General features: G+C 58.6%; 26 protein-coding genes. 16 read left to right on the top strand and 10 right to left on the bottom strand.

Annotation, left to right across the window (positions count from 1 at the left end; genetic code table 11):
- Positions 1 to 143: 143 nt before the first annotated feature.
- From ctrA to ACIQ36_RS00300, 15 genes are all read left to right on the top strand, one after another.
- Positions 144 to 857 carry a response regulator transcription factor CtrA gene (gene ctrA, locus ACIQ36_RS00230; RefSeq protein ID WP_395824051.1) on the top strand — a complete coding sequence of 238 codons (714 nt, stop codon included), beginning with the start codon at positions 144 to 146 and terminating at the stop codon, positions 855 to 857.
- A gap of 186 nt (positions 858 to 1043) precedes the next feature.
- Positions 1044 to 1694 carry a GbsR/MarR family transcriptional regulator gene (locus tag ACIQ36_RS00235; RefSeq protein WP_395824055.1) on the top strand — a complete coding sequence of 217 codons (651 nt, stop codon included), beginning with the start codon at positions 1044 to 1046 and terminating at the stop codon, positions 1692 to 1694.
- On the top strand, positions 1694 to 3037 hold the full coding sequence (locus ACIQ36_RS00240; RefSeq protein WP_395824058.1) for a cytochrome ubiquinol oxidase subunit I: 1344 nt from the start codon (positions 1694 to 1696) through the stop codon (positions 3035 to 3037). The genes ACIQ36_RS00235 and ACIQ36_RS00240 overlap by 1 nt, the downstream gene beginning before the upstream one ends.
- Positions 3038 to 3042: 5 nt before the next feature.
- Positions 3043 to 4056, top strand: a complete 1014-nt coding sequence (locus ACIQ36_RS00245; RefSeq protein WP_395824060.1) for a cytochrome d ubiquinol oxidase subunit II — start codon at positions 3043 to 3045, stop codon at positions 4054 to 4056.
- Between the two features lie 83 nt (positions 4057 to 4139).
- Positions 4140 to 4523, top strand: a complete 384-nt coding sequence (locus ACIQ36_RS00250) for a DUF6152 family protein (protein WP_395824063.1) — start codon at positions 4140 to 4142, stop codon at positions 4521 to 4523.
- A 2-nt stretch (positions 4524 to 4525) separates the two neighbouring features.
- Positions 4526 to 4996 (top strand): DUF2214 domain-containing protein, encoded by a 471-nt coding sequence (locus ACIQ36_RS00255; protein ID WP_395824066.1) that lies wholly within the window; start codon positions 4526 to 4528, stop codon positions 4994 to 4996.
- Between the two features lie 84 nt (positions 4997 to 5080).
- Complete coding sequence (locus ACIQ36_RS00260; RefSeq protein WP_395824069.1) at positions 5081 to 5752, top strand: MarR family winged helix-turn-helix transcriptional regulator; 672 nt, start codon at positions 5081 to 5083, stop codon at positions 5750 to 5752.
- Between the two features lie 20 nt (positions 5753 to 5772).
- Entirely contained in the window at positions 5773 to 6483 is a 711-nt protein-coding gene (locus tag ACIQ36_RS00265; protein ID WP_395824072.1) for a hypothetical protein, read from the top strand.
- Positions 6484 to 6492: 9 nt separating this feature from the next.
- A complete protein-coding gene (locus ACIQ36_RS00270; RefSeq protein WP_395824075.1) occupies positions 6493 to 7014 on the top strand; it encodes a peroxiredoxin family protein in 522 nt (173 codons plus the stop codon).
- Positions 7011 to 7712, top strand: a complete 702-nt coding sequence (locus ACIQ36_RS00275) for a glutamine amidotransferase (protein ID WP_395824078.1) — start codon at positions 7011 to 7013, stop codon at positions 7710 to 7712. Before ACIQ36_RS00270 ends, ACIQ36_RS00275 begins: the two co-directional genes overlap by 4 nt.
- 17 nt (positions 7713 to 7729) lie before the next feature.
- The gene (locus ACIQ36_RS00280) at positions 7730 to 8452 is read left to right on the top strand and encodes a helix-turn-helix transcriptional regulator (protein ID WP_395824081.1); all 723 of its coding nucleotides are present in this window, start codon (positions 7730 to 7732) and stop codon (positions 8450 to 8452) included.
- A gap of 71 nt (positions 8453 to 8523) precedes the next feature.
- Positions 8524 to 8997, top strand: coding sequence for an EVE domain-containing protein (locus ACIQ36_RS00285; protein ID WP_395824084.1), 474 nt, complete (start codon positions 8524 to 8526; stop codon positions 8995 to 8997).
- Positions 8990 to 9361 (top strand): VOC family protein, encoded by a 372-nt coding sequence (locus ACIQ36_RS00290; protein WP_395824087.1) that lies wholly within the window; start codon positions 8990 to 8992, stop codon positions 9359 to 9361. Before ACIQ36_RS00285 ends, ACIQ36_RS00290 begins: the two co-directional genes overlap by 8 nt.
- A 53-nt stretch (positions 9362 to 9414) precedes the next feature.
- Complete coding sequence (locus tag ACIQ36_RS00295; protein ID WP_395824090.1) at positions 9415 to 9795, top strand: thioredoxin family protein; 381 nt, start codon at positions 9415 to 9417, stop codon at positions 9793 to 9795.
- A 1-nt stretch (position 9796) separates the two neighbouring features.
- On the top strand, positions 9797 to 10522 hold the full coding sequence (locus ACIQ36_RS00300; protein ID WP_395824093.1) for a cytochrome c biogenesis CcdA family protein: 726 nt from the start codon (positions 9797 to 9799) through the stop codon (positions 10520 to 10522).
- Here the strand turns inward: ACIQ36_RS00300 and ACIQ36_RS00305 are convergent.
- From ACIQ36_RS00305 to ACIQ36_RS00330, 6 genes are all read right to left on the bottom strand, one after another.
- Positions 10519 to 12036, bottom strand: coding sequence for a hypothetical protein (locus ACIQ36_RS00305; protein WP_395824096.1), 1518 nt, complete (start codon positions 12034 to 12036; stop codon positions 10519 to 10521). The genes ACIQ36_RS00300 and ACIQ36_RS00305 overlap by 4 nt on opposite strands.
- Before the next feature lie 10 nt (positions 12037 to 12046).
- Entirely contained in the window at positions 12047 to 13432 is a 1386-nt protein-coding gene (gene pgmG / locus ACIQ36_RS00310; protein WP_395824098.1) for a phosphoglucomutase/phosphomannomutase PgmG, read from the bottom strand.
- A gap of 29 nt (positions 13433 to 13461) precedes the next feature.
- The gene (locus tag ACIQ36_RS00315; protein WP_395824101.1) at positions 13462 to 14784 is read right to left on the bottom strand and encodes a UDP-glucose dehydrogenase family protein; all 1323 of its coding nucleotides are present in this window, start codon (positions 14782 to 14784) and stop codon (positions 13462 to 13464) included.
- Positions 14785 to 14855: 71 nt separating this feature from the next.
- Positions 14856 to 15731, bottom strand: a complete 876-nt coding sequence (gene galU / locus ACIQ36_RS00320) for a UTP--glucose-1-phosphate uridylyltransferase GalU (RefSeq protein WP_045775111.1) — start codon at positions 15729 to 15731, stop codon at positions 14856 to 14858.
- Between the two features lie 114 nt (positions 15732 to 15845).
- Positions 15846 to 16646: a division plane positioning ATPase MipZ gene (locus ACIQ36_RS00325; RefSeq protein WP_395824105.1), complete on the bottom strand. Its 801-nt coding sequence runs from the start codon at positions 16644 to 16646 to the stop codon at positions 15846 to 15848.
- Positions 16647 to 16649: 3 nt separating this feature from the next.
- A complete protein-coding gene (locus ACIQ36_RS00330; protein ID WP_395824108.1) occupies positions 16650 to 17429 on the bottom strand; it encodes an enoyl-CoA hydratase/isomerase family protein in 780 nt (259 codons plus the stop codon).
- A gap of 152 nt (positions 17430 to 17581) precedes the next feature.
- Between ACIQ36_RS00330 and ACIQ36_RS00335 the strand changes: the two genes are divergently transcribed.
- Complete coding sequence (locus ACIQ36_RS00335; RefSeq protein WP_395824111.1) at positions 17582 to 18241, top strand: orotate phosphoribosyltransferase; 660 nt, start codon at positions 17582 to 17584, stop codon at positions 18239 to 18241.
- A 611-nt stretch (positions 18242 to 18852) separates the two neighbouring features.
- Here ACIQ36_RS00335 and ACIQ36_RS00340 read toward each other — a convergent pair.
- From ACIQ36_RS00340 to ACIQ36_RS00355, 4 genes are all read right to left on the bottom strand, one after another.
- Positions 18853 to 20022 (bottom strand): helix-turn-helix transcriptional regulator, encoded by a 1170-nt coding sequence (locus tag ACIQ36_RS00340; protein WP_395824114.1) that lies wholly within the window; start codon positions 20020 to 20022, stop codon positions 18853 to 18855.
- Between the two features lie 306 nt (positions 20023 to 20328).
- Entirely contained in the window at positions 20329 to 21072 is a 744-nt protein-coding gene (locus tag ACIQ36_RS00345; RefSeq protein ID WP_395824117.1) for a substrate-binding periplasmic protein, read from the bottom strand.
- A 735-nt stretch (positions 21073 to 21807) separates the two neighbouring features.
- A complete protein-coding gene (gltX, locus tag ACIQ36_RS00350; protein WP_395824121.1) occupies positions 21808 to 23193 on the bottom strand; it encodes a glutamate--tRNA ligase in 1386 nt (461 codons plus the stop codon).
- Between the two features lie 515 nt (positions 23194 to 23708).
- Positions 23709 to 23921, bottom strand: coding sequence for a hypothetical protein (locus ACIQ36_RS00355; protein WP_395824123.1), 213 nt, complete (start codon positions 23919 to 23921; stop codon positions 23709 to 23711).
- Positions 23922 to 24374: the final 453 nt, after the last annotated feature.

Here is a 24374-nt window from a genome sequence, read left to right on the forward strand (position 1 = left end):
TAGCGAAGTGTAGCCCCAAAGGGAACCGGATCTATGACTCGGACAGCGCATATCCGCTTGCTTTATTGTGAGATATTAGGGATAGTTAACGGACATTAACCAATTTATCGAGCTCCTGGGCGGCTCGTTTAAGGTGGGGCACTATGCGGATTCTCTTAGTTGAGGACGATGCCGCAACGTCGAAGAGCATCGCACTGATGCTGTCTTCCGCTGGCTACATTGTCGATACCACCGATTTGGGCGAAGATGGCGTCGAGATCGGTAAGCTTTATGATTATGACATTATCCTGCTGGATTTGATCCTTCCGGATATTGACGGGTATGAAGTGTTGCGCCGTTTCCGCCAAGCGCGGGTGCGCACGCCGATTCTGATCCTTTCCGGCCTGTCGGAACTCGATCATAAGATTAAGGGCCTGGGGTTCGGGGCCGACGATTATCTGACCAAACCGTTCGATAAGCGCGAGTTGGTAGCCCGGATTCAGGCCATCGTCCGCCGGGCGAAGGGCCATTCGGATTCGGTCATCCGCACGGGGCGCCTAACCGTGAACCTCGACGCTAAAACCGCCGATGTCGATGCCAAGCCCCTGCATCTCACCGGCAAGGAATATGGCATTCTGGAACTGTTGGCCTTACGCAAAGGCACAACGCTGACCAAGGAAATGTTCCTCAATCATCTCTACGGCGGCATTGACGAGCCTGAACTGAAGATCATCGACGTCTTCGTCTGCAAGCTGCGCAAGAAGCTTAGCACGGCCACCGGCGGCGATAATTATATCGAAACCGTCTGGGGCCGTGGCTATGTGCTGCGCGAAAACGGCAACGAAACCGCGCCGGAACCGAAAAAAGCCAGCGCCTAAAGTCCCGAGCAGTAAGATCATGCGATCTTACTGCCGTATCAGATATATGGTTTTTTATATTAATTTAATATTTGTTTAGCCTTTCCATATCTCCCCCCTCTCGTTTTTTCACCACGCCCGCCCTTGCCGTGGTGCAGTTTGTTGTTATAGTAATTTCAGAAATTACTGAAATTACGGAACACGCCGATGCACCTCTCGCCGCTCCTTCAATCCTTCGTGCTGCATTTCGGCGAAATGGGCAGCCGCTGGGGCATCAACCGCACCGTGGGGCAAATTTACGCGCTGCTCTTCGCCGCTGCTGAGCCGCTGAACGCCGATCAGATTATGGAAAAGCTCGGTTTTTCCCGCTCGAACGTCAGCATGGGGCTTAAGGAGCTCCAAACCTGGAACCTCGTGCGGCTTATTCACCGCCCCGGCGACCGGCGGGATTATTTCACCACGCCGGACGATATTTGGGCCATCGTCCGCACCCTGGCGGAAGAGCGCAAAAAGCGCGAGATCGACCCCACCCTCTCCGTCTTACGCGAATTGCTCATGCAAACGCCGGGCAATGAGGACGAGCGCCACGCCCAAGGGCGTATGCGCGAAATGCACGACCTCATCGAACTGCTCACCCGCTGGTATGGCGACGTGCAGGGGCTCGATACCGAACGGCTGGTGATGCTGCTGTCGCTGGGCGCGCGGGTGCAAAAGATTTTGGAAATCAAAGACAAGTTCACTTCCCTGCCCGGTCGCCGTGCCCGCCCAGCCCGCGCGGGTGAAACGAGCTCCGATACCCCCTTCGAGCCCGATCTCGACCCAAACCTCGATCCCACCTTCTCCAAAGGAGATACCTGATGGATGCCGTCATGCTGGCGCGCCTTCAGTTTGCCGCCAATATTTCCTTCCACATCCTCTTCCCCACCATCACCATTGCCTTGGGCTGGGTGCTGTTGTTCTTCAAACTGCGCTACAATCGCAGCGGCGATACCAAATGGATGGACGCGTATAATTTCTGGGTGAAGATCTTCGCCCTCTCCTTTGCCATGGGCGTCGTCTCCGGCATTACCATGAGCTTCCAGTTCGGCACCAATTGGCCGGGCTATATGGAAAAAGTCGGCAATATCGCGGGGCCATTGCTGGCCTATGAGGTGATGACGGCCTTCTTCCTCGAAGCCGTTTTCCTTGGAATCATGCTGTTCGGCTTTCGCAAGGTCGCGGGCTGGGTGCATACGCTGGCGACTTTTCTTGTCGCTTTTGGCACCACCATGTCGGCCTTTTGGATCATCGCGCTCAATTCTTGGATGCAAACGCCCCAAGGGTTTGAAATGCGCGACGGCGTGGCCCATGCGACCGACTGGATCGCCATTATCTTCAACCCGTCGATGCCCTATCGGCTTACCCACATGCTGATCGCCTCCGGCCTCACCGTGGCGTTTCTGGTCGCGGGCCTCTCGGCCTATCGCTGGCTGAAGGGCGACCGCAGCCCCGCCGTGCCCGCCGCGCTGAAAACCGGAGTTTGGCTCGCGGCCCTGCTGATCCCCGTGCAGATTTTCGTTGGCGATTTGCATGGGCTGAACACGCTGGAGCATCAACCGCAGAAAATCGCCGCGATGGAAGGCAATTGGGAAACGGGGCCGAACGTGCCTTTCCTGCCCTTCGCCTGGCCCGATGAAGCCGCCCGGCGCAACCACTTCGAGATCGCCATTCCCAATGGGGCCAGCTTGATCTTGAAGCATTCGGCTGACGGCGTCGTGCCCGGCCTCAACGATTACATCGGCAATCACCCGCCGGTGAAGCCTGTGTTCTTCGGCTTCCGCATCATGGTGGGCATGGGCCTCGCGATGCTCGCCCTCTCCTGGCTCGGCGCGTTTCTGCTGCTTCGGCGCGGCAGTCTTCCGCCACTGGTCGCCCGGCTGTTCGTTCTCATGAGTTTTTCGGGCTGGATCGCAACGCTCGCGGGCTGGTACGTCACCGAAATCGGCCGACAGCCCTGGCTGGTGACGGGGGTGCTGACGACCGCCCAAGCCGCCTCCAACGTTCCCGCGCCAATGATCGGCATCTCGCTCGCGGCCTATCTGCTGGTCTATGCGGCGCTGCTCACGGCCTATATCGGCGCGCTCTTCTACCTCGCGCGCAAAGCGGTCGGCGCGACGCCTGCCTCTAAAGCCTATCCCTTCGTTCCCGTAGCGGCGGAGTAACCCCCATGCTGACCCTTTTTGGTGATCCGACCGTGTGGCTCCCCCTGGTGTTTGCCGGGCTGATGGGCCTTTCAATCCTCATCTATGTCGTCCTTGACGGGTACGATCTCGGCGTTGGGCTGCTGTTTTCTGTGGCGGAGGACGCGCAGAAAGACCGGATGATTGCCGCCATCGGCCCCTTCTGGGACGCGAACGAGACGTGGCTCGTGCTGGCGGTCGGCCTGCTGCTGGTGGCTTTCCCCGCCGCCCACGGCATGATTCTGACCGCGCTCTACCTGCCCGTGCTGATTATGCTCATCGGCCTCATTTTACGCGGCGTCGCCTTCGAGTTCCGCGCCAAGGTGAAGCCGAAGCAAAAGGGTTGGTGGAACCGGGCCTTCTTTATCGGCTCGCTGATGACCGCTTTGTCGCAAGGCTGGATGCTCGGCTTCTACGTGATGGGCCTTACCGAAACCGCCACCACCTACGGTTTTGCCGCCCTCACCGCCGTCTGCCTTGCCGCGAGCTATGCCTTCATCGGCGCGACCTGGCTGATTTTTAAGACCGAAGCGACGCTGCAAAAGCAAGCCGTGGTTTGGGCGCAGCGCTGCCTGATCTTCCTCGTCGTGGGTCTTGCCGCCGTTTCCATCGCTAGCCCCTGGGTGAGCCCGCGCATTTTCGAGAAATGGTTCAGCCTGCCGAACATCATTCTGCTCGCCCCCTTACCGATTGCCTGCGGGGCCTTGATGCTCGGCGTCGCCCTGGTGCTGAAGCATCTCCCCACCACGACCGACCGCTTCGCCTGGGTGCCGTTTGCCGGGGCCGTGGGGATTTATACGCTGGCCTTCTTTGGCCTCGCCTATTCCTTCTTCCCCTATGTCGTGCCGGAGAAGCTGACGATTTTTGCGGCGGCCAGCGCGCCGGAAAGCCTGCTGATTATGCTGATCGGGGCGCTCTTCGTGCTTCCGGCGATCATCGGGTATAGCGCTTTCGCCTATTTCGTCTTCCGAGGGAAGGCAACCGAGTTGCGCTACGACTAGGTTTTTGGGGGGCGGCGTCTTGCACGCCCCCCGTATTCCTCCCAGCTTAGGGGCAGTCCTAACCCTGCGTGAGGTTCCGTGTCATGCCCCACCGTCTCGCCGCCCTCTGCCTGGGGCTTCCCCTCGCCCTCGGCACCATTCTCCCCGCCGCTGCCCATCACGGTTGGTCCTGGGCCGAAAGCGAGCCTTTCGAATTGCAGGGCCGCATCGAGCGCATTTCGATGGACCCGCCGCACCCGACCCTGCACGTCAAAGCCGCCGACGGCATCCTCTGGCAGGTCGATCTGGGCAACCCGAACCAAACGGCGCGCTCCGGCTTTACTGGGACGACGGCTAAGCCGGGCGATGCCATCCTCGTACTCGGCAACCGGTCCTTAGAGAAAAACACGGCGCATATGAAGGCGGTGCGCATCACCCTCGCGGGCCAGAAATACGATATCTACCCCGAGCGCATCCGCCAGCCGTAAACGTGACACCGCTCGATTGGCTCGCAGCGACGCCCGTGGCGGCGGCGCTGCGCGGCTCCCCCACCCTCTATCTCATCGTGAATGCCGCCCATATTCTCGGGATCGGCTTGATCCTCGGCGCGATTCTGCCGCTGGATTTGCGGTTGATGGGATTTTTTCGCCGCGCACTGCTGCCGGTCATCGGGCCGTTCCTGGTCCGCGCCGCCGCGACCGGCGTCGCCCTTGCCCTCGGCACCGGGCTTGCTCTTTTCTCCGTCCAACCTGCTGAATATATCGCTAATTTTGCTTTCGTAACGAAACTTACCTTGCTGACCGGGCTTGCGGGACTCATCATCGTGCAGCACACCAATCCCGGCTTTCGGGCCGCACTTCAGGGCTATCCGGTGCCGCTGTCCGTCCGCCTATGTGCGCTTCTCTCCTTCCTGCTGTGGCTCGCCGCCCTGCTGGCGGGCCGTTGGATCGGCTTTCTGTAGAAAATTATGCTTCGGCAACCGAACTAACTTGACTCCTGCTTCAAGCCACTATATTTCGGTAGCCGAAGCATAGGAGCCGCCGCGATGGAAACGCCTTTCGATAAGATCAACGACCCCATCGGCATCCGCGTCGCCGCCGGGCTCTCGCGGCTGGCGCTGGCGTTGAAAACCAATGCCCAGCAGGGGGTAGCCCCGCACGGGCTATCCCCAACGCAAGGCCAGATCCTCACCCTGCTGCGCAATCACACCGAGGGGCTGCGCCCCAGCCTGCTCGCTCAGTCGCTGGCCATCAAAGCCCCGGCGATGACCGAAGCCTTGCAACCCTTGCTGGCGCGCGGGCTCTCGGTCCAGACCCCCGACCCTGAAGATGGCCGGGCCAAGCGGATTTCGATTACCGATGCGGGATTTGCCTTGCTCGCGACCATCGCCGATTGGCCCGACGCGCTGCTGGAAACCGTGGCTAACCTGCCGCCGCTGGAGCAAGCCGTCTTCTACCGGGTCATCCTAAAAATGATCCGGCAGATGCAGGTCCAGGGCACGATTCCCGTTGGTCGCCTCTGCATTACCTGCACGCATTTCCGCCCGAACGTGCATGCCGATGCGGACACACCGCACCATTGCGCTTTGGTCGATGCCCCCTTTGGCGACCGGCATTTGCGCCTTGACTGCCCCGAGCAGTCCCCCGCCCCGCCCGATCTTGCCGAAGCCGCGTGGCGGCGGTTCCTCGCCGCGCCGACACCCGCCTTTCCCGTGTAACCCCCCGAAGGACTAACATCATGAACCTTTCCAACGCGGCCCGCGTGGCCGTGAGCGCTCTTCTTTTGTCTGCCGCCCCGGCGCTCGCCCACGATATCAAAGCAAAAGCCAATCCCGGCACATCGGCCCCTTTCGATCTGGTCGAAACCAGCATTCGCGTTGACGGTCCGCAGCTTGTGTTCCGCAGCCAGGTGCGGGGCACCGCTGGCAGCGAACGCCCAACCGCCACGGGCCAGTTTGCTGGCGCGCCGGTCTATGCCTATGTCTGGCCGACCAGCTTGAACAGCGGCGATATCGGCTTTGAGCGCGATCAAGGGATTGTTGCCCTGGCCGCCACCTTCCACCCAGATTTCGACGATGCCGCGAAGGGGGCCAAGAATCGCGACGTTTGGCATAGCCATTGGGTCATTCTCGCCCCCGATGCGGCCTGCGGCGGCGGCTTGAAAGTCCGGGATATCCCGAAGGACGCAAAGCCGAAAGTGCCGGAAACCTGGCCCGGCGTGCCGCTATTGATCGATAGCCCCGCCTATCCGCCTGAGTTTAAGGGCGAGGCCATCGAAATCCGCGTTCCGCGCGCCGCCATCGGGGTCCCCGCGAATTTCAAATTCGACGGCGTTACGGCGGGACTGAAGGTCAATGCCAATTTGCACGCACCACTGTTATGCGTCGATGCCGTCTTTAAGGTCGCTTCCGGCGATCTCAGCCTTCCGGGGCAGGTCACAGGGCAATAGGAGAGAGCCATGCCAAAACTTCGCCCCGCGCCCGCTTGGTCGGTCGAGACCTGGTTGAACTCCCCGCATCCGCTGACCCTGGAGGGGTTCCGTGGTCGCGTCGTTCTGCTGGGCACCTTCCAGATGCTGTGCCCCGGCTGCGTGCAGGTTGGCCTACCGCAGCTTGCGCGCGCCTATGATCTCTTCCCGCGCGATCAAGTCGCCGTGATCGGCCTACATACCGTCTTCGAACACCATAGCGCCATGAACGAAGGGGCGTTGCGCGCCTTCGTTCATGAATATCGGTTGAAATTCCCCATCGGCATCGACCGCCCCGGCTCCCCCTTGCCCGAAACCATGGCGCGGTACGATTTGCAAGGCACGCCCAGCGTCATCCTGATCGACCAGCAGGGCCGCTTGCGCCTGAAACGCTTCGGGCATGTGGATGATCTTTGGTTGGGTGCCCAGATCGGCGCGCTGTTGACCGAGCCGCTCGGCCAAGCCGATTTTTCGGAAACCGCCGCCTGCACCCCGGAAGGATGCACGCCATGAGCCGATCCGCGCTGGTTTTTCGCCATATCACCTTTGAAGATTTGGGCAGTTTTGCCGAACCGCTCGCGGCGGCGGGCTATCAAATCACCTATTTAGATCCATCGGTCGAAAGCCTCGCCGGGATCGATCCGAACGCCGCCGATCTCTTGATCGTCCTCGGCGGGCCGATTGGGGCCTATGAGGCGGCCCTCTACCCCTTCCTGACGGCAGAACTCGCCTTCATCGACGCGCGGCTCTCAGCGAAGCGCCCCACACTTGGTCTCTGCCTCGGCGCGCAATTGATGGCCCACGCCCTCGGCGCAACGGTCGCGCCGATGGGGGTGAAGGAAATCGGCTGGTCGCCCCTCACCCTCACACCGGAGGGGCAGGCCAGCCCATTGAAGGCGCTCAACGGGGTGCCGGTGCTGCATTGGCATGGCGACGCCTTCACCCTGCCGCCCGGCGCTACCCGGCTTGCGGAAACGGCGATTTGTTCACAGCAAGCCTTCGCCCTCGGCCCCACCATCCTCGGGTTCCAGTGCCACCCGGAGGGCTGGGAACGCGGGTTCGAGCGTTGGCTGGTCGGGCACGCGGGCGAGTTGGCGGCGGCGGGGATCGATATTGCCGCCTTGCGCGCCGATGCCATCCGCTTCGGCTCCGGCGCTAGCCGCGCCGCCCGCCAAATGCTGCGCGATTGGCTAGAGGCTTTGCCCGCGTGATCGGCTAAACTCGCCCGATGAGCCGCAGCAACCGTCTGTTTTCCCTCGTCGAAGCCCTGCGCCGCCACCGCTATCCGGTGACGGCGGCGGCTTTGGCCGAGGAGTTGGGCGTATCGGTGCGCACCATCTACCGCGATATCCAAACCCTCGTCGGCCAAGGCGCGACGATTGAGGGGGAAGCCGGACTTGGCTATCTGCTGAAGCCCGACTTTCTGCTGCCGCCGCTGATGTTCGCCGAAAGCGAGTTGGAAGCCCTTGGGCTCGGCATGCGCTGGGTCGCGCAGCAGGAGGATTCTGAGCTTGCCCGCGCCGCCCGACATGTGCTGGCAAAAGTGATGGCCGTGCTCCCGCCCGATCTAGCCGCGCAAGTGGAAGGGGCCGGGCTGCTGGTGCCGCCGACGCGCTCAACCGGGCCCGAAACCATCCTGCCGCCCGGCGATCTGCTCGCCGATCTGCGCCAAGCCCTGCGCAATGAGCAAAAACTGCGGATCCACTACCGCGACCGCGACGCCCAGGCGAGCGAGCGGATCATTTGGCCGATTGCCCTCGCGTTTTTCCGCGACGCGCGCGTACTTGCCGCCTGGTGCGAAGCGCGGCAAGATTACCGCCATTTCCGGCTGGACCGGATTCACGCGCTGGAGATTCTGCCCGACCGCGCCCCGATCCGCCGCCGAACGCTGATGATCCGCTGGCGGCGCAGCCTGAATATTCCCGACCCGGACCAACCCGCGCGCTCCTGACAGAATCTGACACTGCCTCCCCTCACTCTCTGCCTATCGGCGCTGCCGACTGAAGCTGAGGAGAGAGCGAGATGTTGCCCCTGAATCATCCCCCTGGAAATTGGATTGCGGTTGCCTCCGCCGACCACGTTGCCCGTGGGCTTGAGTGGGGCATTATGCAGGTTTGCCACGGCAAGGCCGCGCCGCTGAAACGGATCAAGCCCGGCGATAGGGTGGCCTATTATTCCCCGACCGAAAGTTTCCATCGCGTCGGCCCGCCGGGGGCGCGCTGCCAAGCCTTCACGGCCCTGGGAACCGTCCGCTCGGGCGAGGCCTATCAAGTGACGATGGCCGAGGATTTTCACCCTTTCCGCCGGGATGTTCTGTGGCAGGCGCAAGGCCGCGCCTCGATCCTACCGCTGCTGGAGCAGCTTTCCTTCACCCGAGGCAAGCGGTCGTGGGGCTATGCCTTCCGCTTCGGCCTTATTCCCGCAACCGCGGCCGATCTGGATTTGATCGCCGCCACCCTATCCCCCATCCCTGTTAAGGAACTTGAATATGTCTAACAATGTCGCCGTTTGGTTCGAAATTCCCTCGGCGGATTTTGACCGGGCCACCGGCTTTTACGAAAGCCTCTTCGGCGTTTCTTTACGCCGCGAAGACCTCGGGCCGAACCGCCTTGGCATTTTCCCCTACGAACAACCCGCTCTCTCGGGCTGCGTCATTTCCGGCCCCGCTTACCGTCCCGCCAATGATGGCCCGGTGATTTACCTGAACTGCGAAGGCCGTTTAGACGATCTGTTAAGCCGCATCGAAACCCTGGGCGGCGGAATCGTTACGCCGAAAACCGCGCTGCCGCCCGGCATGGGCTTCTTCGCCCATATCCGCGACAGCGAGGGCAACCGCGTCGGACTGCATAGCGAAGCGTAACTTTTGGGGGATGGGCGGCGAAACAGGATAAGTAACCTTCTTGGAGATTTCCGATGAAATTCGCCGCCCTTGCCTTAACCGCCGTGCTGTCGTTTGCCGCGACAATGGCGAGTGCGCTGGAGAGCAAACCCTATACGGCTGCGGCCCTTGCCGAAGCGCAGAACGCGGGAAAGCCGGTTGCCCTACATTTTCATGCCGATTGGTGCTCCACCTGCCGGGCGCAGACAAAAGTCTTCGGCGCCCTCAAAAGCGAAACAGACTTGGATATGACGATTTTGGTGGCCGATTACGATAAGGAAACCGAGTTGAAGCGCGCGCTCAAGGTTCGCACGCAGTCCACCCTCATCGTTTACAAAGGCAAGACCGAAACAACGCGCCTTGCGGGCGACACCAAAACGGACGCCTTGCGCAAAGCCCTAAAGTCCGCGCTGTAAGATGGTCTCCTTGACGCAAGCCGGGCTCAGTCTCGCTGCGGGCAGTTTGACGACGCTGAGCCCCTGTGTTTTCCCGATTCTGCCGTTGGTGGTGGGAAGCGCTACCGCCCGTCACCCCCTCGCCCCTGTGGCAATGGCCGGGGGGATGATTCTGTCTTTCGCCGCCCTGGGGGTTCTCATTGGGTTGTTCGGTGCCAGTTTGGGCTTCGATGCCGATGCGCTGCGCCCCATCGGCGGAAGCCTGCTACTGGCTTTTGGGCTTGTCATGCTTATTCCCGCGCTGGATAGCCGGTTCTCAGCCCTGCTGACCCCCATAGCGAGTGGGGCGGCGCGACTGAGTTCAAGCGGGTCCTCTGCCGATCTCGGGGGGGCGCTGTTGATCGGGGCGACGCTTGGGCTGGTTTGGAGCCCCTGCTCCGGCCCGCTGCTCGCGTCAACCCTCACCTTGGCCGCAAGTGAAGGGGGCGCGCTGACGGGGGGCGGGCTCTTGGCCCTGTTCGGCTTTGGCGCGGCTCTGCCATTGTTGGGGGTCGCCTATGCCTCGCGGCAAACCTTGGCCAAGCTCCGCCCGGCCTTATTGACCCGAGGGGGCACGCTCAAAAAGGCGTTCGGCCTTCTTCTCGGCCTCGCCGGATTAGCCGTTTTGACCGGGTTTGATAAGCGTTTAGAAGCCGCCATACTCGATGTGTTACCCGAGTCTTGGACCGCGCTGACGGTGTTATTCTAGTCCTGGCGCTTGAATACCCGCAGCGTGCCGATGCGTTTCAAGAGCCGGTAGTGGGTGAATTCGTCCGCGAACCGAGGGTCTTGGCCAAAAAACTCCAAATAATCGAGCGGGCGCAGCCGAAAAGCCGCCTCATCTTGCGAGGTTTCGGCCAAGATCAGCGACGGTTTTTCGCGCCGCACCGAGTCGGCGACGCGCGTCAGCAGCAGCGTTTCCGCCGGGGAGCGCGCTTCGGGCGGGTGCAGGCGCAAGCGACCATCGGGGCCGGGCTCATCTGCGTCGTAGAGTGCAGGCAGCAGCCAAAGCGACATGAAGGGCATCGCTAACCGATTGCCGGTATAGTTCAGCACCGGGGAGGTCGGATCAATATATTGGGTCAGCCAGAGCACTGGGCGGCCCCCGCCCTCGCGGCGGATTAACTCTTCCACCACGCGGGCGTCGCTTTTGGCGTAATCGAATTGAAGCCGTAACGGTGGGCTGAGATGGCCGCCGAGCGCCATCAAGGCAATGGCGAACGCTGCCAGAATGCGCCCGTCCGGCACCGCCTGCCCCCGACTCAAAATCCCTGCCAATCCGTAGGCGGCAAGCAGAATCAGCAGAATCCGCGCAGGCAGAAAATGATAATCCCAATCCTTGAACTGCAAGAGCCCCGCCAGAACCGCCGCCAGCGCCATCAGCCATAGAACCGCCGCGACAGGACGCAGCCTGACCCGCAAGGCCCAGGGCGCAAGGCAGGCAAGACCGATCAACAGCGGCGGCAGTTCGACGCCAGTGATCATATCGATGCCCTGATCGAGATCGAAAAGATCGTAGTGGTCGGAGGCCAGCGGTAGCATATCGGCGAGATAGGCGGGATAGAGCGCCGCAGTCGCCCCGACGTAAATCAGCCCAAGCAACAAAAACAGCCAAGGTTCGGGCCGCGTCAGCCAGCGCTTCGGCCCGAGACGGACGAGCAAGAGGAGTTCAACCATCGCCCCCAACAGCGCGAACTGCGGCTTTTGAGCAATCCCGATGAAAGCGATCACCGCCGCGAAAACCCGTAACGCTCGCCGTGCGGGCAGCCCCGCCACCGCCCGCACGGCGAGCGCCCCATAGGGCAGAATCAGCGCGAGCATCAGGTGTTCGCGCTCGCCAAACGAGTCACCGGGGCGGACCAGCAGCGTGATCGCCCCCGTGAGCGCGAGTAACCGCCGTTCGGTGTCGTTCAGAAGGGGCGCGAGGATGCGGAGTGCCAGCGACGCGCCGACGACCACGGCGAGCAGGCAGAGGGCAATGAACCAAAATACCGCGCTACCGAGCCCGGTTTTAGCCAGACCCGCCGGGATCAGATCGAGCCAATAGCCCATCGGCGGGTTGAAATCGATGAGGTCGCGGTAAAGCATCTCACCGTCCAGCATGCGTTCGGCAAAGCGCAGCATCGCGCCCGCATCGGCGTTCAGCGGCGGAAAGAACGCGCCGACGCCCCAGAGCAGAATGATACCTGCCAGCAGCAGCCGATCCGCCGGGAGCCCCCGCATGCTGTAGCGCTTAGAACTGCGGCGGCGTAACCCCACTGGGCGCGAGCGCGTCCAGCAATGCTACCTTCAGGCGATCCAACCCGGCTTCGTCCGCTGCCTCGCAACGGGCAACCAGCACGTCTTGGGTATTGGAGGCGCGCAGCAGCCACCAGCCGTCGGCGGTTGTTACGCGCACGCCATCAACAGCGGAAACATTGGCCCCTGCCGCCGCCAATCTTTCTTTCACTTCCGCAACGACCGCGAATTTGCGCGTATCGGCGCAGGGGAAGCGCAGTTCCGGCGTGTTTTGGCGCTTCGGCAGCTCATCGCGTAAGGTCGCAAGGCTTTTTCCGGCCCAAGAGACGGTTTCGAGCACGCGCACCGCCGCATAAAGCGCATCGTCGAAGCCATAATAGCGGTCGGCGAAGAAAATATGGCCCGACATTTCACCCGCGAGCGGCGCGCCGGTTTGTTTCATCTGCTTCTTAATCAGCGAATGGCCGGTCGCGCCCATTAGCGGTTTGCCGCCCAAGCGCGCAATTTCATCGAACAGCACTTGGCTGGCCTTAACGTCGGCAATGATCGTGGCCCCCGGCAGGTCGGCCAGCACGGGCCGCGCCAGTAGCGCCAGAATCTGATCGCCCCACAGGACCCGCCCCTGCCCATCGACGAGGCCGATGCGGTCGCCGTCGCCGTCAAAGGCAATGCCGAGGTCGGCCTGATGCTCAGCCACCGCCGCCTTCAACTGAACGAGGTTCTTCTCTTCGGTCGGGTCCGGGTGATGGGCCGGGAAAGTGCCGTCGATCACCTCGTTCAGCAGAATGTGACGGCCCGGCAGGCGGCGCGTCATACGGATCATCGCGTCGCCCGCAGCCCCATTCCCCGCATCCCACACAACAGTAAGCGGGCCACCGCGGAAACCTTCAATCATTCGGGAAACGTAACGATCCATGAGATCGATCGAAATCGATGATCCTACGCCCTTCTTGAACCGCCCTTCGGCGGCAATCTTGCCGATCTCCTGGATCATCGCCCCATATACCGGGCCGCCCAACAGCATCATTTTGAAACCGTTATAATCGGGCGGATTGTGGGAGCCGGTAATCATGATCCCGGCTTCCAGCCCTTCGGAGGCCGTGGCGTAATAGAGCATCGGCGTGGGGCCGAGGCCGACGCGCGTGACCTGCGCGCCGGTGCTCATCATGCCATCGACCAGGGCGGCTTCGAGATCGGGCGAACTGAGGCGGCCATCATAGCCTACCGCAATGCGCGGTGCGACCACGCCGCTTTGCTCGATCACGTACGAGCCGAACGCCTGCCCGAGCGCCTGCGCGTCCGCCCCCGAAAGGGTTTTGCCGACGATGCCGCGAATATCATATTCCCGCAGAATGGTAGGCTCGAAGCGGTAGCCGCTCATGGCAATTCGTCCTTAAAAGTCAGCAGAAGTTATTTTACCGCCGGAAGCGACACGCGCCCGACGCAGGTATAGTCGAACCCGGCATTCGCCATCATATCCGGCTCATACACATTGCGCAGATCGACGAGAACCGAGCTTTTGAGCAAGCTCTTCACTCGTTTTAAGTCGAGCGCGCGGAATTCGTTCCATTCGGTGATGATCACCAGCGCATCCGCCCCGCCCATGGTTTCATAGGCGGTTTCGCACCATAGAATCCCCGGCAGCATTTTTTCCGCCTCGTGCATCCCAGCAGGATCGAAGGCACGCAAGGTTGCGCCCGCTTCTTGCAGCGCGGGGAGAATATCGAGGCTCGGGCTGTCGCGCATATCATCGGTATTCGGCTTGAAAGTGACGCCCAAGATCGCCAGCGTCTTGCCCTTTACCGACCCGCCGCAGGCGGAAATGATCTTATCGGCCATCGCGCGTTTGCGCTTGTCGTTGATATCGACGACGGTTTCGATGATCCGCAGCGGTGCCCCCGCTTCCTGGGCGGTGCGCACCAGGGCCAGCGTATCTTTCGGGAAGCAAGAGCCGCCGTAACCGGGGCCGGGGTGCAGGAATTTCTTGCCAATGCGCCCGTCGAGCCCGATGCCCTTGGCCACGTCATGGACATCCGCGCCCAGCTTTTCGCACAGATCGGCCACTTCGTTGATGAAGGTGATCTTCGCGGCAAGGAAGGTATTGGCGGCGTATTTGATGAGTTCCGAGGTTTCTACCGAGGTGAACACAATCGGCGTTTCGATCAAATACAGCGGGCGATACAGATTGCGCATAAGCTCGCGCGCTTTTTCCGTCCGTGCGCCGATCACAACCCGGTCGGGGCGCATGAAATCGCTGATAGCCGAGCCTTCGCGCAAAAATTCGGGGTTCGAAACGACGTCGAAATCGGCGTCCGGGCGAGTCTCGCGGATGATGCGTTCCACTTCCCGGCCCGTGCCCACCGGCACGGTAGATTTGGTGACGACGACCGTATAGCCGCTCAAGGCTTCGGCAATTTCCTTAGCCGCGCCATAGACGTAGCTCAAGTCCGCGTGCCCATCGCCCCGACGCGACGGCGTCCCAACGGCGATAAACACCGCATCAGCTTCCGCCACCGCCGCCTTGAGGTCGGTGGTGAAGAACAGGCGGCCTGCCTTAGCGCTATTCTCAACCAACTTATCGAGACCGGGCTCGTAAATCGGAATTTCACCGCGATTGAGCCGCTCGATCTTGCTGACATCCTTATCGACGCACGTCACCGTCACGCCGAACTCCGAGAAGCAAGCCCCCGACACCAGACCGACATAGCCGGTCCCAATCATGGCAATCCGCATAAAATCTTCCTTTCTGTCACGCCGTCTCTCTCAGGGGGAGGCGCGGTTACGCTAGTTTTGTTAGGCGCTCATCACGCCGTATAGGAGGCCAGAATCCGGCGAACGGCGTCCGCCATATCGTCCCGGTCCAGGGCAAAGGCGATATTGGCTTCCAAGAAACCAACCTTATCGCCGCAATCGAACCGCCGACCTTCGAACCGAAGCCCGTGGAACGGCTGCTCGCCGATCACATCGGCCAGCGCATCGGTAAGCTGAATCTCCCCGCCCGCGCCCCGTTCCTGCCGCTCCAGATGGTTCAGCACCTGCGGGTCGAGGATGTAGCGGCCAATAATGGCGAGATTAGAGGGGGCCATCGCCGGTTTCGGCTTTTCCACCACACCGCGCACTTGCACCAAGCGACCATCATCGGAGATCGGATCGAGAATGCCGTAACGCGAGGTATGCTCGCGCGGCACATCCATCACCGCCACCATGCTGCCGCCCAAATCCTCATAGGCTTCGATCATCTGCTTCAGACACGGCTGATCGGACAGAATAAGATCGTCGGCCAGCAAAACCGCGAACGGCTCGCCATTAATCAGGGCGCGCGCGCACCAAACGGCATGACCAAGGCCGAGCGGCTCCGGCTGGCGCGTATAGGCGATGCGGCCCGGCCCCAGCGGAATATCTTTGATCAGCGCCCAAAGATCGTCCTTCCCCCGGCTCAGCAGCGCGTTCTGCAACTCGCCGGAGTGATCGAAATGATCTTCGATAGCTTCCTTGCCGCGCCCGGTGACGAAGATAAACTCTTCAATCCCGGCGTCGCGTGCCTCCTCGACCGCATATTGGATAAGGGGCTTATCCACGACCGGCAGCATTTCTTTCGGCATGGCCTTGGTGGCTGGCAAGAAACGGGTTCCCAATCCACCGACGGGGAAAACAGCTTTACGGACCTTACGTGCGGCCATGAAATCCTCGGATTGCATTTCGCATCATCTGGCCACGGTCAGGCAGCCAAGGGGGTGATGCGATTGCCCGCTTACTTGCCACATCCGCGCCTTGCGGCGCAAGCCGTGGGGCGATTAAGCTTTAGTAATCTCGTCGGTCGAGACCGTCGGCAGGATCGGCAAATTAAGCGATGCCAGCAGTGCCCGCACCTCTTGCCGAGCGGCAACATGGCTCATGGACACTTGGGCATTCACCCCTTCGTCGCGCAAATCCAGCAGCGTGAGGCCCTTCAAAAACAACTCGCGGAAGATCACGCGCTCGGAAAACCCAGGCGCAATGCGGAATCCCACCCGCCCGGCCAACGCCTCCAAGGCTTGCGCCACGAGTTGCTTATTGCGCGCGTCCACATGGGCGAGACGATTGCGCATCACGATCCAATCCAGCGGCGGCAAGCGGCCCATCGCGCGGCGTTTGCGCTGCTCCCATACCATTTCGGCATAGGTGCTGGGCCGGATGACGGCCAGGGTTTCCGGGTCCACGTGGCCGATCACGTCGAAATCGATGAAACTATCATTGAGCGGTGTCACCAGCGTATCGGCGATAACATGAGCTTTGCGCGATAGCGGCGTATCGGCCCCTGGGCAGTCGATGACCAGCACCTGATGCCGCCGCCATAGGCCTTCGACCACCTCATCAAACTTCTCAGCTTCGGTGGGCAGCAAGGCGGCGTGCTCGGGAATCGGGATTTGTGCCCCGGTCATGGCGCGAAACGCTGTGCGATTCTGGAAATAGCGGGTGAGTGTGCCCTGACGCGCGTCGAGATCGAGCGAGGCGACGCTCAGCCCCTCCCGCAGCAACCCGATAATCAGGTGCATCGCGGTCGTGCTTTTGCCCGACCCGCCCTTTTCATTCCCCAAAACGATGATATGCGCCATTGGCTATATCCCTTTAAACACGGGGGCGGTTTTATTCACGAAAGCGGCAATGCCGGTTTGATAGTCTTCCGTATCGAAGCAGGCGAAGCCCTCGGCCAGTTCCGCTTCGGTCAATGGGGCCGCTTCGTCCAGACGGCGGGCGAAAGCCTTGTGCCAGCGGTTAACCAAAGGCGCGCCAGAGGCGATGCGCTCGGCGGCTTCCTGCGCTTCCACCAAAGCTTGCCCATCCTCGACAATGCGCGAAACGATGCCATAGCCCTTGGCCTCGTCAACGCCGAAAATCCGGCCCTCCAGCAGAATCTCGACGGCGGCTTTGCGCCCTAACGCCCGAATGAAGGCCCCGATTTCGGGATAAGACATAACAAAGCCAAGCTTATTGATCGGCACGCCGAAGGTGGCGCTAGCCCCGGCGATGCGCACGTCCGAGAGGCACGCAAGCTCTACCCCGCCGCCGATGCAGCGGCCTTCGATGGCGGCGACGAGCGGATGCGGAAAATTCTCTAGCTGGGTAAGGGTCGCATACATCAGTTTGGCGTAGGCGCGCGCCGCATCGGGCGTCGCCCGCAAGGTTTGGAATTCCGAAATATCGCCGCCTGCGCAGAAATGATTGCCGGCACCGGTCAGAATAACGCAGCGAATACTATCGTCTTCGGCAAGCTCCGTGAGCGCCGCTCCCACGCCGCGCCAAAGATCGGCATTCAGCACATTGAGTTTCTCAGGGCGATTCAGCGTAACCGTTACAATCCCGCCCTGGCGCTCGCGTCCCAATGCTGCCGCACTCATGCCGCTCTCCTTCTGATGCCGCTCCTCATCAGAAATCAGAAGCCCGCAGCCCACGCAACAAGATTCCCCCAAGGCTAGACAGGGACGCTAGACAGGGAGGCGCGGGCGCTTTATCACGCCCTCACCGTGTTTGCGCCCGTAAAGGTCTCGCTATGCCCCTCACCCCCGCCCAATCCGTCGCCCGACTCCTGCTCGAAATCGAAGCGGTGCATATTCGCCCGCAACAGCCGTTTACGCTCACCTCGGGCACCTTCAGCCCGGTGTATGTGGATTGCCGCAAGATTATCGGCTTCCCGCGCGCCCGCACCGCCGTGATCGATTTCGCCGTGCAGAACATCGCTGAGAATATCGGCTACGAGCAGATCGATGCAGTTGCGGGCGGGGAGACGGCGGGCATTCCTTACGCCGCGTGGCTCGCCGACAGGCTGGGCTTGCCGATGCTTTACGTGCGCAAAAAACCCAAAGGGTTCGGGCGGAATGCTCAGATCGAGGGGCATTTTAAGGATGGCGACCGCGTGCTGCTGGTGGAAGACCTAGCAAGCCAGGGCAGCAGCAAGATCACCTTTATCAACGCCCTGCGCGAAGCCGGGGCGCGCTGCGACCATACCCTCGTCGTCTTCTTCTACGCCGCCCTCACAGGGAGCTTGCAGGTGCTGGATGACCTCAACGTTACCCTGCACTACCTCTCCACCTGGAAAGAGGTGCTGGAAGTGGCAGATATCGATAGCCGTATTGCAAGTGCCGATTTAGCCGAAGTCCGCAGCTTCCTTGCCAACCCCGATGCATGGTCGAAAGCCCACGGCGGGCCGTAAGTTGCCCCCGCCCCCGGCAAATTTCGGGGGAGCGGTTATCGCAGGCTTACGAGTTACTGTTTGCGACTTTGGCCGCTATCCGGTCGGTTGAGAGAGCCCGTAGTTCACGCTGCAAGTTATGAATCTTGCAGCTTATATCGCTTTGCGTGTTTAGAAGGGATTGATACGCTTCGAAGAAAACATGCTTATCACTATCGAGCAATCTCATCTGATAATTTGTGTGAATATCGCTTTCCACGAGTGATCTGCTAATCTTTATAAAACGATCCATTTCGCTTGATAGCAAAACTAAACAAGCAAGATTATATGATAAAATGTTTTCGGCTCTTTGAGTCATTTTTAGCACCCTGGCACGATCTATATTTAGATTAATTTTCCGATATTATTTTAATTTTCGCATTTCTTATCCTCATTTTTGCGAGAAGATAGTGTTTGCGGCCTCACCGTGGCGAGATGGGCATGGGTGCCAGGGAATCGGTGAGGCCGCAAACAACGCACCGCCGAGCGTGGCGTTACGCAGCTCTACTCAAAGCGTTTTTGGCTCAAACTGGCGTCCACGCCCACAGGGCAGGACGCAAAATTCACTTATTTTTAGCGCGATACATACGATGTTATTCAAAAGCATGCGTCTCATGAACCCGATGCGCTTGCAGCCATTGGGTCGGGGCGCACCCTGTCAAGCGTTTGAAGGCAGCATTAAAAGCGGATTTCGAATTGTACCCCACCAACAAGGCGACCTCTAAAATCGTCTTCTCGGTCCCCGCCGACGATAGCAGGATAGACTGCGCATCTTGTATTCGGAGCGCGTTGAGATATTCCGAAAAACTCTGCCCTAAACCATCGTTCAAGGCTTGGGAGATATATTCTCGGCGAATCGAAAGATGATCGGCTAAGGATTGCACCGTAAGGTTCGAATCGCGCCAGAGCTTACCTACCCGAAATTCAGTCTCAATCCGGCCAACGATCCTTTGAATATCGGCATCGTCCAAACCCGATTTCTGATAGCGCACGGTTGGCGCGCTGGGCGGGCTCACTTGAAAGATAACAGGCCGTGCCTTCAGGGGTTTCCGCGCCCAAAACGCATAAGGTTGCGTGATTGCCTGAAATGTCATGAAATATACGACAATTGAAAATATCAAAATATCGATATCCATTAATAGCATCCAGTCAAAATAATGATTTAAAACAACATTCGACATAAAAAATGCTGCCCAGCAGGTAAGAAGCGACCGGAAAAAGGCACAAATCCATCGTTTAGAATAATTATTCTTGAAGTGAGTCGCGGAGATTAATTTCCAAATGAATATAATCCCCCCACCCTGATGCAGGGTGACAAGCGCAACGCAAAATTTTATTGCGCCCTCAAAATCTTGATAGGCAGAAGCAATATCATCTGTATTACCGATAATAGCGCTGCGATAGAAACAAAAATAAAAGACAGGGAGGGACGTTATAAAAATAAAAATTGATATAATTGAGTTTACTGTGAAAAATTTCTTAACACCCATATCTGGGTGAATAGATATTTTGAAATATGACAGCCCGAAAGGAGAGATTAACGTCATGAAAAAAAGATTTACAATATATCCATACGGACGCAATTCGAGCGCGATTAAACGCAAACTCACACCTGTAAAAATAGAAATTATATAAAAAACCAAAAATGCAACAAAAAAATAATTAGCCTTTGTCCGACGCGCTTTCCTAAGAAGCAACAATATAATAAAAAATGCTAGATTTACTGCCGTAAGTAATACCAAGAACTGTGAAACAATCTGCATAACCACACCTGGGACACTAATTTTGGGAGCACACTCTCTAACTCGCGAGTCGCTCAATCCCATACCAGGTCTTTTGTGGACAGACAATATACAATTAGAAAAAAATTGATGGAGACATCCAAAGAGCGCGTCATCAAAAATATTAACAAAACACTAACGCAATATAAAATAAGAAATTCTATAAATATTAATATTTTTTATATGAATTCTAAACGTAGAATACAAAAATAATAAAATAAATACACAAGCCAATAGGGGCGATATATAAGCTATACGCTATACATTGCCCCCAGTAAAAAGCACATCTTACTTCCAGTCATTAACACCGTAGCGCATGAGAATCGCATTCAACTCGCCGGATGCCCGGAGCGCGCGGATTCCTGCATCGAATGTTGCCGCCAAATCCCGACTTCTAGCGGGCGATGCTGGAGATAATCCGAAATAGATCGCTTCCCCAGCCAAACACCCCGCCTTGGCGAGCTTGAGATTATTGGCCTTGATATAGTAGGAGCCAACGCCATCATCTTCCAATAGAATGGTCAACCGACCAGCGGCCAGTTTTCTAAAATTTTGATCGGTCCCACTGGTTGCCGTTAGGAAATCGACCGAAGCGGCATTAGCACGGTCCTCCAGCCAATCGGTTATTTCGGCATAAGAGACATCGCGCAAAGCGCCAATCTTCTGCCCTTTCAGACTTGCCGTGCCCTTGTACTGCCAGTCCGAATCCTCCCGGCGGAAAAAGCAATACCGTTGTACCCCGATTGGCTCCTCGGGAAAAATAAAGTCCGGCGCTTCAGTCTTGGCGGGGGACAGCGCCGCCGCAAAATCTCCTTGCCGTGTGCTTTCGAGAGCGCGCGCCCAAGAGGCGAACGTCACAGAAACATTGTGTCCGCTGCGCTCTAAAACCCGTTTCGTAATATCGACAGCGTACCCCAAATCAGACGAATTCTCGCAAACAAAAGGGCAAAAATCGGTCGTTATGATCTTCACTTCCTGGGCCTGCGCGGAAAAAGTGAAAATCAACGCACACAAAACACCTAGTTTTTTCATGTTTTTCCTCCAGATAAGATTGACTTAACGCTATCCGATAACAGAATTATGTTTCTTTTAATTTCGGAGTTCATTGAATTGAGTCCATTATTATAGCGATATATAGTGTTAATAACATTTTGATCATTGGGATCGTCACCGAGCATATTCCGCATGCACTGTTCCAACTCCGTACCAAGTTGGATGAGTTTTTCGAGTTCGATGACCATCAAGTTCAAACAGGAAAGATTCGCGGCCAAGTATCTCGCGCGAAAATCCTCACGATCATCCATCAATGTCAGTTGAAGCTGAGCAATCGCGTCAAACGGCTTCAACTCAGTTCCGCCTGAACAGAGGCGCGTTATGGCAGAGGGCGGGTGTTGTGCGGACATCGCGTCATCATCCCCTAGATGGGATCGTGTTGCTGAGGCGTCGACGGCGCGAACTTGGGATATGACAGGGGTGCCCGCGCCGCCAACGATCAGGGGATAACGGCCCGCCTGACTGGCGCAAATTGCGGGAAAATGGGCGGTTCTGGCGTCCTCGCCGACAGGGCAGGACGCGACTTATTTAAAAATTATCTGGAATTCTGTATTTAGTTATGATCGACGATTGAGACCGTGCGCCAATATACGCGCACCATACCCTAATCTCCCAAAGGCTTGGCAAGGAGCAACAGCGCAGAGAACTGCCGCCCGCTACACCCCCCCCCCCCCCCCCCCCCCCCGGGCCGACGGCATTCCCTCCATCCCTTAATTAGGCGAGCGCGTCGGCGAGTCGCCCGAGGCTTTCTTCGCGCCCGAGCAGCGCCATCACCTCGGCAACGCCAGGGGAATTGGTTCGCCCGGTGAGCGCCGCCCGCAGGGGTTGGCCGAGTTTGACGAAGGGCACGTCCAGCGCTTTGGCCTGGGCTTTCACCAGCGCGGCCAACGCATCGTGCGACCAATCATCAACGCCCTGCAACGCCTCATACACGGCGCGAACGCGGGCGAGCGCCTCCTCGGTCAGAACCGCGTGCGCCGCCTCTTCCACCGGAATCGGGCGCGGGGCGAGGTAGAAAGCCGCCGTTTCGGCTAAGTGAGGGACGGTTTTCGCCCGCTCCTTCAGCCCCGGCATCGCCGCCGTCAGCAGGGCTTTCGCCGGATCGTCGGGCGCGCGGCCCAGGTGCGGCAGAATGAGTTCCGCAAGGCGCGCATCATCGGCGTGTTTCATAAAGTGGAAATTGGCCGAAACCAGCGCGTCGGCATCGAGCCGCGCCGGGGATTTACCCAAATGCGACAGGTCGAACGCCGGAGCCGCGCTCTCCATCGTCGGATGCTCCAGCCCCGAGGCCCAGCCGAGCCCCATCAGGTAGGAGACCACCGCTTCCGGCAGGAAGCCTTGATCGCGATACTCGCCAATCCCGACCGCGCCGTGACGCTTGGAAAGCTTCTGCCCGTCCGGCCCGTGAATGAGCGGAATATGGGCATAAACCGGGCGCGCAACGCCCAAGGCGTCATAGATCTGCGCTTGGCGGGCGGCGTTGGTCATATGATCGTCGCCGCGAATAATATGGGTCACGCCCATATCGATATCGTCCACCACGGTCGAGAGCATATAGGTCGGCGAGCCGTCGCCGCGCAGCAGGATGAAATCATCGAGATCGGAGTTGGCGAAGGTGATCGTGCTATGCACCCGGTCGGGGATGATCGTGCTGCCCGTGCGCGGGGTTTTCAGGCGAATGACGAAGGGCGCGCCCGCTGGGGCCTCGCTCGGGTCGCGGTCGCGCCAGCGGCCATCGTAGCGCGGCGGCAGCCCGCGCCGGGCGGCTGCCTTGCGCATCTCTTCCAGTTCTTCAGCAGTCGCGTAGCAGCGATAGGCTTTTCCCGCCGCCAGCAATTGTTCCGCGACTTCCACGTGCCGGGTGAGGCGCTGGTGCTGAAACACCGGCTCGCCGTCGAATTTCAGGCCGAGCCAGTCCAGCCCCTCGAAAATCGCCTGAACCGCCGCGTCGGTCGAACGCTCGCGGTCGGTATCATCGATCCGCAGCAGCGCTTTGCCGCCCGTGTGGCGGGCGTACAGAAGGGTAAACAGGGCGGTGCGCGCCCCGCCGATATGCAGCATCCCCGTCGGCGACGGGGCGAAACGTGTGATGGTGCTCATGCCGGGCTTTGTAGCAGCGGGCGACGGTTTGGGCTAGGGTGGAGGCTCTCTGATGTTCGGGTCAACCCGCTTTCGCATTGGCTAACATGTATAAAGTAATTTTTGAGTTAACATGAACCCAAACTCCCATCACTTCCTACGCTTAACCGTATACGCAGGATGCGAGATTCTTATTTATAGCCTTATACCCATGATAATAATTTTATTCCTCCAATGGTTATTTTTTGCTTTGGCGGCATTTATATTTTTTCCAATACTCATTTTTGGTGGCGCAGGCTGGTGGGGCTTTATTAAAACAGCCTCTCGAACACTCAAAGGTGAGTCGAGCTTTAGGATGTTCGATACCGTTATGATATTCTTTGGAATGGTTATCTATGCGCCATATCTAATATGGGCCGGTGACAGTTTTTTTATGACGAAAACCTCAGGTGCTGGGACTGTAATTGCCTATTTGATTAATCTGTCACCGATTTTAATGGGAGTAACCTTGCTCGTTCGGCGCTTTCTTCTGACGCTCAAGCGCCCCGTCGCCGTCGATCCCACGCAAACAGTAGTGGCGCTAGAACCCGATCATAGAGCGCCACCGCCAGCGGTTTGATCCCCCGCGCGCCGACAATCCGCCCGAGCCAGCGGTAGCGCGGCAGGTGGGACCAGAGCAGCAGGAAGCCGTCCACGCCGATATGCAGCATCCCCGTCGGCAAAAGGGCGAAACGTGTGACGGTGCTCATGCTGGGCTTTGTAGCAGCGGGCGGCGGTTTGCGTTAGGGTTGAGACTGGTGAGCAGGCACTAATCAAACGAGATCAAATTTGTTAAATTTTTTAAAGAGCCCAACCCTAAAAGAGCCCCTCACCCGCACCCAAACGATATACAATATTTTTTTAATCATAATACAAATCTCATTATACACCGCATCTCTTTTTAGCAATATTATAATATTGATTATCCTAATTTTATCATCCATTGGAATATTGATTGCAATATTTATTGCATGTATTGTTTATTTATTTTCAGATAAACTTTTTTCCGATATTAGAATAGATTATAAAAAGAAAGTTTTTGATGCCAAAACAATAATATTATGCATTGTGTATTTTTTTCTATCTATTCCTGCGTTATTTATAATCATATTTATAGGTGGTTACGAAGATTGGCCGGAATATATTTACATGATTATATTGTT

This window comes from Elstera sp., assembly GCF_044372965.1.
Classification (GTDB): Bacteria; Pseudomonadota; Alphaproteobacteria; order Elsterales; family Elsteraceae; genus Elstera.